The sequence below is a fragment of the Edaphobacter sp. 4G125 genome (assembly GCF_014274685.1).
GTDB lineage: Bacteria > Acidobacteriota > Terriglobia > Terriglobales > Acidobacteriaceae > Edaphobacter.
Genome location: NZ_CP060393.1, coordinates 953,909 through 971,678, shown reverse-complemented (window position 1 = coordinate 971,678; position 17,770 = coordinate 953,909). Strand labels below are relative to the sequence as shown.

Below are 17,770 nucleotides of genomic sequence, written 5' to 3'. Positions count from 1 at the left end.
AGTAACGTTATGAAAAAGATTGGGACACTCGGCTTATCTCTTCTTGCCTGTTCAATCGGCTTATCGGCGCAGACCACTCGCAAGGTACTGGATCCTCTGCTGCAACAGAAGCTACAGGACCCAACCGTCGTCACCGATGAGCTGCGACACTTCCTTTTGAAGAAAGTTCCGGCACTTCCTCCTGCTAGTTCCAAGACAGCTCTTCACCAACAAGCGGAGACATTGCGAAAACATGCTCTTGCGACCATCTATCATGGCTGGCCGGAAGAGTGGATCAATTCTGCCCCAAAGTTTGAACGCGTCGGAGTCATCGAGCGAAAAGGTTACCGAATCGTCAAGTATCGCTACGAAATTGTTCCCGGCTTCTATTCCGCAGCTCTGCTCTATGAACCCGACCATCTAACTCCCAACATGCCTGCCGTATTGAATGTGAATGGCCACGGGCCGGGTGGAAAGGCCGTGGAACACAAACAGAAACGCTGCATCAATCAAGCCCGCCACGGGATGTTGGCGTTGAACTTGGAATGGATAGGCTTCGGCGAACTGGCCTCCGGCGAAAACGCCCACAATAATATTGGACTGCTTGATCTTGCAGGGGCGAATGGCGCTGGACTCTTTTATCTCGCCATGCGTCGTGGACTCGACTTCCTTTACGAGGATCCACGTGTTGACCGGAAACGTATCGCGATGACAGGTCTCTCCGGAGGCGGGTGGCAGACCATGCTTCTCAGCACGCTCGATGAGCGCATTGGTCCATCGATTCCAGTTGCCGGGTTCAGCTCGTTAACCACTGCGGTCGAGCATCCAGAATATGCAGGCGATGCTGAACAGAACGCCCCCGATGTGCGTGCGAGCGCTGACTATGCTCAGTTGATGACGCTGCGAGTACCTCGGCCGACCTTATTGATCTACAACTCGATGGATGATTGCTGCTTCCGCTCCGGCATAGTAAAGCAAGGAGTCTACGATGACATCAAGCCTTTCTATGCAGCGGTCCATCATCCGGACAATCTTCAGTGGTACCAGAATGACGATCCTGGAACGCACAATTATCAACTTGATAGCCGCCTTCAATCGTACCGCTTTTTAAAAGACCAGTTCCATCTGCAAACCTCCGCCGAAGAAGATCCAGATACTGATGAAGAGGTGCTCTCTGCAGAAGACCTGATTGTCGGTCTTCCGAAAGATAACCTCACGATCATCGGCCTCGCACGAAAAATGGCGGAGCAAATCCATCACAATCGCATCCGACCATCTGAGTTGGAGAAGAGCCGGGAAGTGCTTCGCAGCATCACACGATTTGAAACAGTTAATGTAACGCATGCCTGGCCGGTAAGTGCTTCCCGCGATAAAGGGATCGAGAGTCGGGGATATCGCTTTGAGTTCAGCAATGGCCTAAGCGCTACAGGCGTTCTGGTGCAGTCGTCGGTCAGAGCTACGAACAAGACTGCCCTTTTGATTTCCGATAAGGGACGCCTTTCTCTCGCAGTCGAAGCGGGGAATCTGCTGAGTCGGGGATATCGCGTCCTACTGCTTGACCCGATTCTATTTGGAGATAGCATACCCGGAACCCCGGAACGTCCGAATCTCAGCAACGCGGCCCAGATGCTGAATACCGTCGGTGAACGCCCGCTTGGAATCGAAGCGGCCCAAGTAGTTAGCGTCACCCAATGGCTATCCGATTCAAATACTGATGGAAGTTCCTCGCCTGGAGCCGTGAAATACACTGCTCCCTATTCAGGACAAAAGATCGATCTCTTGACTCAAGGTCCTCGCTCCGAGGCCGTGGCACTGGTAGCAGCAGCACTGGAACCGAAGCGCTTCTCTTCCCTCAAAGCGGAGGAAGGAATCACTTCTTTGTCTGAATTATTTAACGGAAAGTTTTCTTACGCAGAAACTCCCGAATTAGTTTGTCTCGATCTTTATCAAGCCTTTGATTTGAGCCAGTTGATCGATTTGGCTACACCAACAACGATCAATTTTTATGAAGAAAACCCGACGCCTATCTTCTGGAAATGAAATCGGAAACCGCTCCTATTAATAAGGCCGGCCGTCACGAAACACACTACACATCTTTACGGAGGACATTGAGTGCATTCGGTAAATCACAGTTCCACAGATAGATCTCGGTTGTCTGCAAAGCATTCCATACTTGGTTGGATTGCGGTCTTTATCCTTTATGCTCCATTGCTGGCACAGTCCCCTTCTCCGAACTCCTATCAGTTCTCCGCTCCGGCTCAGGCTGTTGTCCAGCGTCTCTCCTCCTTTGATGCACTCGACGCGCGCGACTGGCAGTACCATGAAGGCCCTGTTGAACACGGTGAGAGCCCCGATCTCGATACCTCCAGCTGGAAGACAGTCCAGCTCCCCTTCTACGCCTCTCCGAAAGAGCTCTGGCTTCGCCGCTGGATCGAGATCCCCAAAACTCTCAACGGATACGATCTCACTGGTACCGGTATTACCTTCAAGATTGATGTCGGCGGCTTCGGTCCGGGTCGCGGTTATTTTTACGAAACTATCTATTTCAATGGCCAGCGCGTCGACGAAGGCACATACCTCACGCGACGCACTCTCATCGAAAGCGCGAGGCCGGGCGATAAGGTCCTGATCGCTGTACATATGCCGCTCACCTATGAGGTCAAGCATTTCGAAGGTGCTTTTGTCGCGGTCAACTTCCTCCCCACTCGCCCCGATCCCACTGCATTTGCCACTGAGTTGGTCTCAGCCGCGCAACTTCTCCCCACCATCATCAAAGATCCGGCCGAGCTCGCCTCACAGGAAAAGCTTCTCGACTCCGCAGCCACCTCTGTCAGTCTCGCCTCACTCGATCGCAACGATCAGCCTGCATTCGACGCTTCGCTCATCAAGGCACAAGCTGCACTCGAGCCTTTGAAACCGCTACTCAAGAAATTCTTCATCCAGCTCACCGGCGACGCACATATTGACGCAGCTTGGCTTTGGACAGCTTCCGAAGCCGTCGACCAGGTACGCTATACCTTCTCCAGCGCGCTTCAAATGATGCGCGAATACCCTCAATACACCTTGTCGCAGTCCAGCGCGCAGTACTACGAATGGATGGAAGAGAAGTTCCCTGGGATATTTGCTGAAATTCAGAAACGTGTAAAAGAAGGACGCTGGGAGCTAGTTGGCGGCATGTGGGTCGAACCTGACCTCAACATGACCGACGGCGAATCGCAGGTCCGTCAGCTTTTGCTTGGTAAACGCTACTTCCAGCAAAAGTTCAACGTCGACGTCAAAATTGGATGGAATGTCGACTCCTTCGGCTACGATTGGCAGCTCCCGCAGATTTATAAGAAGTCGGGCATCGACTATTTCATCACTCAGAAGCTTCGTTACAACGACACCAATCAACTCCCGCTCAAGCTCTTCTGGTGGCAGTCACCCGATGGCAGCCGTGTCCTCTCCTACTTCCCGCACGACATCGTGCAAGGAACCGAAGCCGATGAGATGGCACGCGACCTCGCCGTTGCGATCAAGCTCAATCCAGGTCAACAAGAACTGATGCACGTCTACGGCCCCAGCCTCGGGCGGCTCAACATCACCGGCGCGCGCGAGTCGATTGAGAACGGTATCCATTGGTCCAACCCCAACCGCATCTACCCGCGCGTCGAGTTCCGCACCTCGCAATCGTTCTTCAACGATATGAACCCGCGCATTAGCACATCCGGAGTGCCTGTCTGGAACTATAAGACCCTAGCCGCCGGTGACACGCACCTTCCTGCTCAACTCGATGGCAAGATTCACCTGCCCGTGTGGAACGACGAAATCTATCTCGAGCATCACCGCGGTACATTTACCAGCCAGGCAATCCAAAAGTCCAACATGCGCCACAGTGATGAATGGCTGCTCGATGCCGAGAAATACTCCTCGCTCGCATGGCTCAGCGGCCTCGAATATCCTGGTAAACAACTCACTGAAGCATGGAAGAAAAAGGCCTTCAACGAGTTCCATGACGTCGCCGCCGGAACCGCCATCGCCGCCGTATATCAGGACGCGCAACGCGACTATGACGAAGCACATCGGATCGCCAACGAAGCAACAGGGGATGCACTCCGTGAACTCAACAGTCACATCAACACAGCGGCACAACCCGGCATACCCATCGTTATCTGGAATCCATTGAGCTGGGACCGTTCCGGCATCGTCACTGCTTCCGTGCAGATGCCCCAGCCCACCCCCAATGGCATCAGCGTACTCGGCGCCGACAATCAACCTGTGCTCATGCAGGTATTGTCCAAAGACGAAGCAACGAACACCTATCATCTGCTTCTCCAGCCCAGAAACGTACCCTCTGTCGGATATACCGTCCTCCACGCAGTCCCCGGCCAGCGCAAGGTTACGAGCGATCTCGCGCTGCATGGAACCACCATGGAGAACGCATTCCTCCGCGTCACGCTCGATCCGAAGACAGGCTGCATCACCAGCCTCTATCAGAAAGCCGAGAAGTTCGAAAGCATCATGCCGGGTCAGTGCGGTAACAAGCTTGAAACCTTCGTCGATACCGGACGCAGCCTTACCGAACATAATCTCGATAGCATCCGCGTCGAAGACGCATGGAACATCGATAAGGACTACGGCAAGCAGGAAACCGACCTTATGGCGGTCTCTAGCATCGAGACCATCGAGCGCGGCCCGCTTCGTGAAGTTATTCGTATCACTCGCCACTGGAGCAAATCCACATTTGTGCAGGACATCACTCTCTACGCTGCCACCCCTCAGGTCGACGTAGTCAACGACATCGACTGGCACGAGACACATGTTCTTCTCAAGGCCAGCTTCCCCCTCACCGCAACCAGCTCTACGGCTACCTACGAGATTCCCTATGGAAGCATTGAGCGCAGTACCTCCCGCAATAATTCCGTTGATGCGGCTCGCTTCGAAGTTCCAGCACTACGCTGGGCCGATCTCGGGAACAATGAACATGGATTCAGCCTCATCAACGACTCGAAGTATGGTTATGACGCGCTCGGAAACGTACTCCGCCTCTCGCTGCTGCGTGCCCCACTCTATCCTGATCCGACTGCCGATCGCGGGCATCAGCACTTCAGCTACTCGCTCTATCCGCACGGCGGTTCATGGAAGCAGGCCGACACTGTGCTGCGTGCCTACGAATTCAACTACAAGATGCAGGCCTTGCAAACCGAATCTCACGTCGGTGACCTTCCAGCACAACAATCCCTTATCCGCGTTACTCCGCAAAACCTGGTTCTAACCGCAATGAAAAAGAGCGAGGACGGCAATAGCCTGATCCTTCGTTTCTACGAGTGGGCTGGAAAAGATACGCAGGCCAAGCTCACAATCCCCAGTGGGGCGACAAAGGCATCCGAGACAGACCTGATGGAACGAGATGATAGCGCTACCAGTTCACACCCCTCTCTTCACGGGAATGAACTTGGGGTTGATGTAGGAGCTTACTCCATTAATACTGTCCGCCTCCTATATCCAACGCGCGGAGAGACTTTCTGGCATTCCCGTAAAATTTCAACCAACAACACTCGCTGAATTCAAGAATTTAGATAAGACAATTACGTGGAGCGAACTGTTCGTATAGACAGTTCGCTTTTACTTCATTGCCAAAGCGTGCAAAGTCTCCCCCCAGCGCTAGAAGCAATTTATGCGCACTGGAGGGAGACTTTTTAGAACTGCAATTTAAGAGCAAATTGATACAGCCGTGGCGTGTAATTAGGATCAGTCTGCGAGATTTGTCCGAAGGTTGCGCTGCCGAACTGTGACGTTGAAGTTCCGTTCCCGATATAGAAATTCGGTGTGTTTGAGATGTTGTAACTCTCTGCACGGAACTGCAGGTTCAACCGCTCCGTTAACGGGAAGTTCTTGAATAGCGAAAGATCGACATGACGGAAGTTAGGACCAAACAGCGCATTACGATGCGTAGTTCCAACTGTTCCCAGAGGTTGCGGAGAGAACATTGCCGTGTTGAAGAACTGCGAATTCGACCTTGAACCGCGAGCATCGCCATTCTGGTTAGGACGATCATTACCGCCGCTGTTCTGTGGTGTTGCACGGTTGCTGTAACCATGCCTCAAGCCATCGCTTTCCACAGGATTGTCTGCACCGCTTCCGGTGCTGGTAATTGTGAATGGCTTTCCGCTCTGCCAGATGGTGATCGTGTTCATCTGCCATCCGCCCAAAGCAAACTTCTTCATTCCCGTAAAGCTCTTGCCAAACGGCAGTTCGTAGTTCAGCGAGAGAGCGAAGCGGTTCTGAATATCGTTCTCGGCAATGCCGTATTCGATTTGGCGAATGCGAGTCGGATCGGCGTTGCTCCATCCCTGGTTCGAACCCTGTTGCGAGAAGCCGGTGATATCACTCATCGCCTTGCCCCAGGTATAGTTCGCGTCGAAGGCAAGCCCATTAGTAAAGCGGCGCTGCAATGAAGCCTGCAATGCGCTGTAGTTCGAAACACCACCACTGTCGATATAGCTGACACCGGAAAGATTTGGCAGCAGTGGATTCAAAGGCCGCGCGCCGCCTACAGGATTCGTTGGGCTTCCCAGCGGAGCAAGTGGATTGTACGGCTTCGGCTGATTGATGTTGTTGATCGACTCCGGTAGATGTTGGCCGATGTTGCCGACATAACCGATCGTGAAGACGTTCGCACCAAACTGCTGTTGGATCTGCAGATTGAACTGTTGAATCATCGCCGAGCGGAATTTCGGAGCCTCTGCCACAAATGAGAGTCCCGGAATACCCGCAAGGTTAGTGATATCAGGAGCTACCGGAACCGGCAGACCTTGATCCAGGGCGGTAGGTGCGCCAGAAATTGTTGCGCAGCTTGGGTTTTGTCCTGCGAGTTGTCCCAGCTGCGTCTCAATCTGGACTGCCAATGCAGACTGGCAGGCAGGGCTGAAGTTCGATGTAAACGGAGCATTCTTCAGGTCTGCATTCGATGTATAGTTGCCCGGAAAGAAGCTCAGACCATAGCCGCCGCGTACCACAGTAGTAGGAGCTACTGACAACGAGAAGCCGATGCGAGGAGCCACGTTTGTGTAGTCGATTGGAATGTTCACTCTCCCATCAACACCGTTCTGATTAGCAACCTTTAGCGCTGAGTTGATCGTCGATGCATTTGACGCCAGCGCCTGCAGGTAATCAAAGTTTGAGATGTGGTTGTGTGCCTCAGTAAACGGGGTGAAGATGTCATAGCGCACACCATAGACAAAGGTCAGCTTTGGAACCACTTTCCAGCTATCCTGCGCAAAAAAGCTTGGCTCATAAGTGCGATAGTCCGGCGCAAACAAGTTATAGTTACGTGTCATGCTGGCGTATGCCCCTACCAGCGTCGATGCCAGTTGATTGTTCTGCTGTGTCAACTGGTCGGCATTACTATCGGTTGGAAGATTGAATTGGTAAGCTCCCGTCGCTGACGCGCTCTGTACATTGCGCGCCTGCCTGCGGATGTAGCTCGCTCCCACTTTGATATTGTGAGTGCCCTTAGTCCAGCTCAGTGTGCCAGCATATTGGAAGGTGTTATCAATGTCTTGCAGCGGAACATACGCCCCGTCACCAATATCCGCGAACGGACCAACCGAAACCGGAGTCAGCGAATTCGCCACAGCCGTGAATGTGTGACTCCCAGGGAAACCAACCTGTGTATTCGCATTCTTGCCATAGTTCAGCGGAAGCGAGAGGTTATTGATGCGTGTAAACGCTGCTCTCAGGTCGAGCACGAGGTTCGATGTAAAGAGATGCGTATACCCAATAACATATTGCTGAGCTACATCCGTCGCGGGACCATCGAAGTCATAACGACCGCCACTGATTTGCAAGCCGCTCTGTGTCCCCAGTCCAGGAGGTGTAAACGTATTGACTGTGTTGTACGAGAACCGGCCAAACAGTTGATCATTTGCACCAATCTTGTGGTCGACACGAGCGTCATAGGTGTTGCTGGTCTGAGTCTTATTCGGACTCGTGATGTAGTTGTTCGTCAGTTGTCCGACCGGGCCGGCGTTCGGCGCGGGGAAGAGCTTCAGGTAGTTCAATGCAATTGGATCGATGGCACGACCGGCCGTGCCATTAGCCGCCGACAGAAGCTGCTGGGGTGAGCTCCCGCCAATGCTGTTAATCGCGTTGTACTCCGACAGCGTAGGAACCGTCTTCGTATACGTCACGCCCGTCACCTGCCGCAGGCCTTCGTAATCGAAGTAGAAGAAGGTCTTGTCGCGAATAATCGGTCCACCGATGCTGCCGCCGAACTGGTTCTGGCGCAGCTCCGGCTTACTGCCGTTCGTCTGCAACACACTGCGTCCGTCGAAAATATCGTTTCGGAAGAACTCATATAGGCTGCCATGGAACTGGTTTGAGCCCGAGCGCGTGGTGATATTGATTACGCCTCCTGCCGTACGGCCGGCCTCTGGAGCATAGCTGTTGGTCTGGACTGTGATCTCCTGGATACCTTCAACGTTCGGCTTGATACCAATCGTGCCGATGACGCGCTCGTTGTCGTCGATTCCATCGACCACCCAGTTGTTCAGCGTGTCATCCTGGCCATTGACCGAAAAACCTGCCGCATTGGTACGCCGATCATCCGGGCGTCCGCCACTGGTCAGGCCATTTCCCGGCCCCTCATTAGCACCAGGAACAATCTGCACCAACTGGACAAAGTTCCGCCCATTCAGAGGCAGATCCTGCACTGCCTTTGCCGTCACTGTGGAGCTTACGGTCGCATTATCAGCCTGTAGCAGCGGGGTTTGCGCCTCGACATTGACAGTTTCGCTGGCAACACCCACCTCAAGGTGCGCATCTGCGCGTGCGCGGTCGCCAGCCTCAACCGATAACTCGGTATTTGAGGTCTTGAACCCAGTGGCCTCCACTTTGATGCTGTAACGTCCGGGCTTCAGAAGACTAAAGGAGTAATCGCCGCTGCTGCTGGTCGTCGTGATACGAACATCGTTTGTATTAACATTGCGCAACGTGACGGTAGCATTCGGTAGCTCGGCTCCTGAGCTATCCGTTACCGTTCCAAGGATGTCAGACGTCATCAGCTGCCCATACGACGCAGAAACAGCGAACAGAAGGATCATCAGAGGAAGTATCAGGCACCTTGCCTGATAGTACAGGTGTCTTCTATTGAACACCTTAGTATGAAATAGCTCTCTCTTAAGTGCTGGCTTTCTCTCTCCTGTTGCAGTCATCATAGCCTCTCCAGATACCAGACTCCGCCGCGCCGATTTTCATATGCAGAACGGCGGGGCGGGATTTTTCAGTTGAAACACACTAGGCAGGCGATGGACTTTTGACCAAGGTACTTACGGTAAACACATACGAAAATGTGATTTAAGTTATTGATAGATATAGAGAAACGCGACTCCTTGTAACCGACGTATAATACGCCCCGATAGTAAGTATTAAGTTTCGCCTGCACTGGAGTTGAGAAAAAGTCCTGCCATGGCAACTCAACAGACCCTACCCTCAGACGATGGTGATATCTCGATTCAGGGAGAGACCTTTAGTCGCGCAGACATCATTCTGCAGGTCGAGAAGATCATTGATAGCAGACACTTCCGTAACAGCAAACGCTACCCCTCTTTCCTGAGCTTCATCGTCGAACAGACATTGGCCGGAGCAACCCATCTCCTTAAAGAGCGGACTCTCGGCACCGACGTCTTTGGGAGGCCTAGCGATTACGACACCAATGCTGATCCGATTGTCCGCGTCACTGCTGGAGAGATCCGTAAGCGTATCGCACAGTACTATCAGGAGTCCGGCCACGAGGAAGAACTTCGTGTCTACCTTCCCGTTGGATCCTATGTCCCGCAATTTCTGCATGCAAAACATGCGCCGTCTTTTGCCGAGCACCTCACCACATCCGAAACGGAAATCGTGGCGCCCTTACCCGAAGAAACCACCATCTCCGATCCTGTACCCCCGTCTCTCCTTGCTTCTTCTTCCGATCGAAAGGGCCTTCCTTGGTGGGGTCTGCTCGTGATCGTCGCCTCTGCACTGGCTCTCGGGTGCACCGGCCTGTTTATCAAGCGCTATAAAGAGCAGCAGCCAATTCGCACTTTCTGGGCTCCCATCCTCTCATCAGGTCAGCAGGTCCTCATCGTGATGGGAGTTCACTCCCTCAGTCCCCAGGGCGGCGATATCGCCACAGATCAACCTGCAGCTAGCTCCTCAAACACTGGTCCGCAATCCATGCTGGACAGCATGACTGAATGGGATATGGTTCCAATCAGTGATATTGCCAGCTATAGCAAGGTCACGGATCTGCTCACGCGGGCCCCGCGCAGCTATCGCCTTAAAGGCTCTTCCGATACCTCACTCGAGGAGCTGCGCCAAGGGCCTGTGATCCTCATTGGCGGCCTGGACAACATTTGGACCATTCGACTCACCTCGGGATTACGTTTTTACTTTTCCCGTAACGGTCACTTATCAAGTTCCATCCTCGACCACGAGCAGCCATCCAAAATCCTGACATTTAATAACATGCAGCTTGTCCATAGCGACTCGCGCGACTATGCCATAGTCGCAAACTACTTCGATCCCACAATCCGACAACACGTTCTCATCGCCGCCGGCATCGGGAAAAGCGGAACTCAAGCCGCCGCCGAATTTGTCACCAGCAATGACGAGCTGAAGTCTTGGATGGTAGAAAAAGGCCTGACTCCCAGCAAAAACTTCGAACTCGTCCTTGCCACCAATACCATTAATGGAGAGCCCGGCCCACCATCAGTGATTGCATCGACGTCCTGGTAAAACTTCACTCTTGCTGCTTACAGAACGGATATATAGACATAACTCTCACAGGAATTGAGATTGAAGAACACCCTATTAAAAGAAAGCGGAAACCGGAATCCCACGGGTCGCCAGTTCCTTCGGCGGTTGTGGGCGAAGTTATTGAAATGATTTGGTGGACCTTATCGGATCGAACCGATGACCTGTTCCACGCCATGGACCGCTCTAAGTTATTGACGGAAACAGTTATAAACCGGCATACCCAGCCTCTTGGGGGTGGTCTTTGACACCAAATATTAGAGCGATGAGCTGCCTTGTGGCCGGAGCAGTTCACCAAGAAGATGAGTATCTTCTCCGTGGAAACAGAGAGAAACCTGCCAGGTGCATCCTACGAACTGCTGAAGCCGCAGCCAAGACTATAGTCCCGAAAGTTACACCAAATCACTAAAGAGGAGGGGGTGCTCCGCTTCCGGCATACGCTTGATTTTGTAGGGATTATTTGGTGGACCTGATCGGGATCGAACCGATGACCTCTTCCATGCCATGGAAGCGCGCTCCCAACTGCGCCACAGGCCCACTCGTAGGGGAAGGACTCTTCTATTCTCTGATATGGGGTTCGATTCGTCAAACTTCGCTGATTCCCCTTATCCGATCTTTTTCTAACAAGTTTTCGCCCCGGAAAATAACTCTTCAAACGCCCATAGTCGGGAACTTTGTTGAATTCACTGGTGTCTAAGTCTTTAGAGTGAGCGAGGCACTCGACCGCCGGCGGTATAGCTTCTCGCTCGGTTCCGTACCGAGACGTGCATTTGCCATGCGTTCCACAAAAGCTTTAGTGTAGAGGTCACCCAATGCAGGTGGGAACATTCGTGGGAAATCTGACCAGCGCGATAGGCATCACTACCGAAGAAGCAGCTCTCGTCGCCGATCTTAAGGCCGGCAGCGAAGATGCGTTCGGCATTCTGATCGCGCAGTATCATCAGCCTCTCTATTCTCTGATCGCCCGCAGCCTCACCGATCCTGCCGACGCCGCCGATATTACGCAGGAGGTCTTCATCAAGGTCTTCCGCAGCATTCGCGGGTTTCATGGTGAATCCAGCCTGCGGACATGGCTCTATCGAATTGCATTGCACGAGGCCTCGAACCAGCGCCGCTGGTGGTGTCGTCATAAGAAGCAGGAGCTGACCATCGATTCTACCTTCGATTCTGCGGACTCCGAAGATGACGGTATCCCATTGGCTGCCACCCTGGCCGATCGCGGAGGTTCGCCCTTCGATCTTGCGGCCCAGGCTGAACTCCGTCGCAACGTCGAAGAGGCGCTTCAGCAGATTCCAGAGTCCTTCCGGAATGTTGTCGTACTACGCGAGATCGAAGGATTTGCCTACGAAGAAATCGCCGAGATTCTCGATATCAACGTTGGCACAGTGAAATCGCGCTTGACCCGCGGTCGCACTGCACTCCGTGTCCTTCTGGTCACTGAATCGAAAAAATTTGCTTCTTCCCTCAACCCCTCTCCATCCAACCTTCAGGCCGGGATTTCCAGCCCGGAGACGGTGACACGATGAACTCCCCACAGTGCGACAATATCCGCTGCTTGTTCTCAGCCTATTTGGATGGTGCGGTAGATGGTGTGCAGATGCAGTCCATCAGTGGGCACCTTGAGAACTGTGAAGATTGCCGCGAAGAGTTTGCGTCGTTGCGTGAAATGCAGAATGCTCTGGCCTCGCTCGGTCCCACCCGGGCTCCCGCCGATCTTGGAACCCGTCTGCGTGTAGCCATCTCGCACGAGATCGCTACACGAAATCACAGCTGGCGCGATACCCTCGCCCTGTGTTGGGAAAACACGATTCGCCCCTGGGCGGTTCAGATCTCTGCTGGAGCGGCCTGCTCCGTTGCTCTCGTCGGAACCATCATGGTTCTACTGGGTCTGTTTGCCGCGCCACAGGCGGTTATGGCAAACGACGAGCCACTGGGAGCCATGACCTCGGCGCACTATCTCTACTCTGCAGTTATGCCGCGCCCCATCGTCACCTCCCACGACTCGGCCATTATTGTCGAGGCTTTCGTGAACGATCAGGGACGCGTTTACGACTACCATATCGTCTCTGGTCCGGAAGACTCCTCCGTGCGCAGCCAGGTTATCGACCAACTGCTCCTCAGCGTCTTTGAGCCCGCGCGGGTCTTCGGAACCCCTGTACGCAGTCGCGTTGTTATGACCTTTTCGGGAATCTCCGTAGAAGGCTAAACTGCTTCTTTACAAGATGATGTCATCCGCATTCCGGCAGATGCGATATTTGCTCCCGATCACTTCGTGTCTGGATCCTCTCCCCTTAGAGATGTGTGAGATAAATCTTCTCCCACTTTTGATGTAGCGTTCGAGAGCGCAGAGGAAGACCTCCATACGATAACCTTGTAATGTTTGGGTCGGATCTATTCCCCCTTATCTTCTGGAGGCTCATGTCTACCGTTCTCGTTACCGGGATTGCTGGATTTATTGGATCGAGCATCGCCAGGGCTCTTCTGGCCGAAGGCGCAAAGGTGCGCGGCGTTGATAATCTCTCTACTGGCTCGACCGCCAATATCGAAGAGATCCGCTCAAGCATCGACTTCCGCAACGTCGATGTGCTCGATCAGCACGCCATCGACGAAGCCTGCCACGGCGTGGACTACGTCTTTCACGAAGCGGCAATCCCCTCCGTCCCCAAGTCAGTCGACGATCCAATCGGAACCAACGGCCCCAACCTGACCGGAACTCTCTACCTGCTCGAAGCTGCGCGCAAAGCAGGCGTAAAACGCGTGCTTTACGCAGCCTCCTCGGCTGCCTATGGCGACTCCCCCGAACTTCCCAAATCCGAGACGATGCTTCCCGCTCCGCTCTCTCCTTACGCTGTTCAGAAACTCGCGGGAGAACACTACCTCTCCAGTTACACCCGCGTCTATGGGCTCGAAACCGTATCGTTGCGTTACTTCAATATCTTCGGTCCGCGCCAGGACCCCTCATCTCAATACTCCGGAGTGCTGGCCCGCTTTATCTCTCTCATGCTCGCCGGCCAGACTCCCACCATCTACGGTGATGGTCTAACCAGCCGTGATTTTACCTACATTGACAATGTCGTCAGCGCCAATCTGCTCGCCGCCAAAGCTCCGGCGGAAAAGGTGGCAGGCCGCGTCTTCAACGTCGCCACAGGAGATCGCATTACATTGCTCGACGCCTTCGCCGAGATCAAGCGCATCACCGGCTACCCAGGCGGCATCAACCATGCACCGGAACGTGAAGGCGACATCAAGCACTCCGTCGCCGACATCTCTGCCGCAAAGTCCGCCTTTGGCTATAAGGTCGTCGCTGATCTCGCCTATGGGCTCGAGCAAACCATCGCCTGGGCAAAAGAATCTGTCGTCTCCGCTTGAAATTTTCTGAGTTGCAAATCAAAGTCGATGCAGGTTCTTGGGCATATTCCGCATCCCCAAAACATGGAAATCCTTCAGGCCCGATTTATTGATATAGGCCAGCTGGTTATTTCCATTGGGGTCAGTCGGGATCAGGAAGAAGCCACCCTCCAACACAAAATCCCGTGTGTTGCTGATGATGCCTTCCACCATCTCACCATCATAGAAATACACCCGAACCCATAGCCCGGGTACGATCGGCGCATTCTCATGGAAGTGGAGCGCTTGGTGGCGTTCATCGCCATCGAAGGTCTTCACAAAGAAGACCGCCTTGGCCCCGTGCGTCGGGATCTCTTCGACCTCGCCCGTATCCACCAGGCTCAGTCGAACCGTTTCTAACGGAGACCTCGATTCGCTATGGAGAAGCTGTTCGATTGTTCCCAATTCATGGATTGGGACCGTTCCTCGAACCGTCCGATCCTCAAAGCGGACCACAACGCGATAAACCCCTTCCGAAGCTGCCGCCGCCATCGCCGCAATCTTGGCAGCTACGCGCGACTTTGTGGAGACAGATCGTACTGTTTGATCTTGTAGAGGAGTGCCTTGTAGCTGATCTGCAGATCGTTTGCCGCTGCCTTGCGGTTCCATCCAGTCTCCTCCAACACCTGTGCAATTGCAGCCGCCTCGGCTCCACCTTTAAGGTTCTTGACCATCGCCTTCAGTCCGGCACTTCCAGACGGTTCTGCGGCAGCTCCATTCGAACTCTGCGCAGAAGCCGGAGCCAACTCGTCAAGAATAGACCGTTCATCTCCCAGAACAAGATAACGATTCACCACATTCTCAAGTTCCCGAAGATTTCCCGGCCAGCTATGGACCATCAGAACATCCATTAGCCTCTGCGAGAAAGGCAGCGGATCACGGCCATAGCGCTTCGCGCCCTTCCGCATAAAGTACTCGGCCAATACCGGAATCTCTTCCTGACGTTCGCGCAACGGAGGGATATTCAGCGTAAAGCCATTCAGGCGGTAATAGAGGTCCTCGCGAAACGTCTTATTCGCCATCGCCTCTTTCATATTGATATTGGTCGCGGCAATAACCCGCACGTCTACCTTCATTGGAGAGCGGCTTCCTAGGCGCGAGAAGGTTCCATCCTGCAGCACCTGTAGCAGCTTGGCTTGCAAAATCGCCGGCATCTCACCAATCTCGTCCAGGAAGATCGTCCCTCCCGAACAGATCTCAAACTTTCCAGGCTTGGTCTTGACCGCTCCGGTAAACGCGCCCTGCTCGTACCCGAACAACTCACTTTCCAGCAGATCCGCCGGAACTGCGGCACAGTTCACCTTTAGAAAAGTATTCGCGCTCCGCGACGACATCTTATGCGTATAGAGCGCAAGAATCTCTTTACCGGTGCCACTCTCTCCCAGAATCAGCAACGGAATATCCGCCCGAGCTACCAGCGAGGCTTGGGACTCCAGGTCTCGCATCCTCTTGCTGGAACGCACAAACGAGTGAGTGTCATTGAGAGGAACCTCGCGTGGCGAATCCGCCATCGCGCTCCTCCGCTCCGGAGAGTCGAGGTGCTCCTCAATCGTTTCCTCAACATCCGACCCCACAAAGGGCTTCATCACAATCGCACGGACGCCGGAGCGAATAATATGCTCCATATCGCGCAGGTCGGCCGAGCAGGAAAGCACGACGACAGGAAGGTTCGGACGCGCACACCGGATCTGCGTCAGCAGCGAAGAATCGCGGCCCGAGTGCAGGGCCACCAGCAGCATATCCGGTTCATCGCTCTGCGAAAGGCGATCGAGAAGCGATTGCTCCTCTGAAAACAAACTGAGCGCATAACGATCGCCCAGCGTAAGACGGAGATAATCCAGCACAGCCAGATCAGGTTCCAGGATAAGAACCTGTGGGCGGGACTTAGAAACAGACTTCAAAGCAGACATACTATAAGACGGAGAAGCCGACATACCAATACCCCTCTAATGCCGGTTCAGGCTCTTTCGCCTGAACCTTGCGAGCCCGGCTGGTCTTCAATCGTGCTTGCTTCCCAGCCTTGTATCTCAAATATCACCACCCAGGAAGTGGGGAAACTTCCGGTGAGCTACTAGCCTAGCGAGATTCTAGTTCGAATGCGCAAACTATGACACAAAAATGTTAATAATTTTGCCGACAAAAGAGAAAAACGTTTACCACCCCAGGTAAAAAAGGAGCCATTCTTCTTCTCTTTTCCTTTCATTGGAGAAGTCATTTTTATCATGACTAAAGTAATGAAATCTAATGTTACCTTACAAATCCTCTTGTAAACCTCCCTACCACCTCACATTTTCCCTTCCTGCTGCGGCCGGTATTCGTAAAACACCCCTCTTCCCCAAAACTCTAACTCTCTGAAACGAGATTGGCGAGCCACGTGCTAAGTGAAATGTGTTGCAACTCTGATCCGACATTTCTAAGACCGGAAAACAACCTTGATTCATTCTTCTGAGTCCGCTGCCGCTTTCAATCTGCCTCCCTTGGATATCCTTTTTGGAAAAACCGCAGCCATGCAGGCTGTGCGCAATAAGATCGAGCGGGTTGCCGCGACCGACGTTCCCGTCCTGATCCAGGGCGAAAGTGGTACCGGCAAAGAGATCTGCGTTCAGCTTTTACACGCTCTCTCTCTCCGTTCCCGTGGAGGCCTGGTCAAGGTCAGCTGCCCGGCCATTCCCCATTCTCTGCTCGAAACCGAACTCTTCGGCTATGAAAAGGGGGCCTTTACCGGCGCCACCACCACCAAGCTGGGCCGGGTGGAGCAGGCCCACAATGGAACCCTGTTCCTCGACGAGGTCGGCAGCCTCGATCTCAATGTTCAATCCAAGCTGCTGCAGGTCCTCCAGGATGGGACCTTCGTCCGGGTCGGTGGCCATGAGTCCCGCTCCATCGCTACCCGGCTCGTATCCGCCGCAAACGGGGACCTCCGAAACCAGGTGGAGAGCGGTACCTTCCGGCTCGACTTCCTCTTCCGAATCAATGCTGTAACCATCAACCTTCCGCCGCTGCGTCAAAGAATCGCCGATCTCCCCATTCTGATTGATTACTTCATCGAGCACTATTCGCGTACCTTCCGCCATACCCCGGAGCTGCTCTCCAAGAGCGCCATGCGACTGATGCAGAACTACCATTGGCCCGGAAACATCCGCCAGCTCGAAAACCTGATCCGCAGCTATGTCCTGATCGGCAGCGAGGACGCCCTGGTCGCCGAATTGATCCCCGACCAGTCTCGCAGCGGAGTTACAGCAGAAATCGACCTCAGCCAGCCGGTGTCTCTCAAAAACATCACTCGCCAGGCGACCCATGACCTTGAACGGCAGATCATCCTCAAGGTTCTCCAGGCCAATAGCTGGAACCGGCAGAAGACCGCAAAGTGGTTGCAGATCAGCTACCGCTCCCTGCTTTACAAACTCAGCGAGGCCGGTATGCCCGAGGTTCCACCTCGTCCCATCCGTTCCTCCTCCGGATTGAAGAAGAATGACCCGCCGGCTGCCCCGACGCCATCTTCCCATTCATCTAGCCGAACCCGACTCTATTAAGAGCCGGGTCGTTTCTCCGGCAACCTAAGCTGAACGGGCTTATCGAGGGCACCTCATCTGGCAGAACTGGGATCGGCGGCACACCACGGCTGCGT

General features: G+C 53.8%; 10 protein-coding genes and 1 tRNA gene. 7 read left to right on the top strand and 4 right to left on the bottom strand.

Features of this window, described 5'->3' with window-relative positions:
* The first annotated feature begins 9 nt into the window (after window positions 1-9).
* Together H7846_RS03925 and H7846_RS03920 are read left to right on the top strand one after the other, a co-directional pair.
* Window positions 10-2,019: an alpha/beta hydrolase family protein gene (locus H7846_RS03925; protein ID WP_186695225.1), complete on the top strand. Its 2,010-nt coding sequence runs from the start codon at window positions 10-12 to the stop codon at window positions 2,017-2,019.
* 111 nt (window positions 2,020-2,130) lie between these two features.
* Window positions 2,131-5,523 (top strand): alpha-mannosidase, encoded by a 3,393-nt coding sequence (locus H7846_RS03920; RefSeq protein ID WP_186695224.1) that lies wholly within the window; start codon window positions 2,131-2,133, stop codon window positions 5,521-5,523.
* Window positions 5,524-5,657: 134 nt separating this feature from the next.
* Here the strand turns inward: H7846_RS03920 and H7846_RS03915 are convergent, their stop codons facing one another.
* The gene (locus H7846_RS03915) at window positions 5,658-9,020 is read right to left on the bottom strand and encodes a TonB-dependent receptor (RefSeq protein ID WP_255460830.1); all 3,363 of its coding nucleotides are present in this window, start codon (window positions 9,018-9,020) and stop codon (window positions 5,658-5,660) included.
* Between the two features lie 406 nt (window positions 9,021-9,426).
* Between H7846_RS03915 and H7846_RS03910 the strand changes: the two genes are divergently transcribed.
* Complete coding sequence (locus H7846_RS03910) at window positions 9,427-10,737, top strand: hypothetical protein (RefSeq protein ID WP_186695223.1); 1,311 nt, start codon at window positions 9,427-9,429, stop codon at window positions 10,735-10,737.
* A gap of 479 nt (window positions 10,738-11,216) precedes the next feature.
* Here H7846_RS03910 and H7846_RS03905 read toward each other — a convergent pair.
* Window positions 11,217-11,292 (bottom strand) — tRNA-Ala (locus H7846_RS03905).
* 275 nt (window positions 11,293-11,567) lie between these two features.
* Between H7846_RS03905 and H7846_RS03900 the strand changes: the two genes are divergently transcribed.
* From H7846_RS03900 to H7846_RS03890, 3 genes are all read left to right on the top strand, one after another.
* On the top strand, window positions 11,568-12,281 hold the full coding sequence (locus H7846_RS03900) for an RNA polymerase sigma factor (RefSeq protein WP_186695222.1): 714 nt from the start codon (window positions 11,568-11,570) through the stop codon (window positions 12,279-12,281).
* On the top strand, window positions 12,278-12,961 hold the full coding sequence (locus tag H7846_RS03895) for an anti-sigma factor (RefSeq protein WP_186695221.1): 684 nt from the start codon (window positions 12,278-12,280) through the stop codon (window positions 12,959-12,961). The genes H7846_RS03900 and H7846_RS03895 overlap by 4 nt, the downstream gene beginning before the upstream one ends.
* 212 nt (window positions 12,962-13,173) lie before the next feature.
* Window positions 13,174-14,124 carry an SDR family oxidoreductase gene (locus H7846_RS03890; protein ID WP_186695220.1) on the top strand — a complete coding sequence of 317 codons (951 nt, stop codon included), beginning with the start codon at window positions 13,174-13,176 and terminating at the stop codon, window positions 14,122-14,124.
* Between the two features lie 18 nt (window positions 14,125-14,142).
* Here the strand turns inward: H7846_RS03890 and H7846_RS03885 are convergent, their stop codons facing one another.
* On the bottom strand, window positions 14,143-14,634 hold the full coding sequence (locus H7846_RS03885; protein WP_186695219.1) for a DUF6982 domain-containing protein: 492 nt from the start codon (window positions 14,632-14,634) through the stop codon (window positions 14,143-14,145).
* Between the two features lie 17 nt (window positions 14,635-14,651).
* Window positions 14,652-16,052, bottom strand: a complete 1,401-nt coding sequence (locus H7846_RS03880; protein WP_255460965.1) for a sigma-54-dependent transcriptional regulator — start codon at window positions 16,050-16,052, stop codon at window positions 14,652-14,654.
* Window positions 16,053-16,574: 522 nt separating this feature from the next.
* On the opposite strand from H7846_RS03880, the gene H7846_RS03875 reads away from it, so the two are divergent.
* The gene (locus H7846_RS03875) at window positions 16,575-17,675 is read left to right on the top strand and encodes a sigma-54 interaction domain-containing protein (RefSeq protein ID WP_186695217.1); all 1,101 of its coding nucleotides are present in this window, start codon (window positions 16,575-16,577) and stop codon (window positions 17,673-17,675) included.
* The last annotated feature ends 95 nt before the right edge of the window (window positions 17,676-17,770 follow it).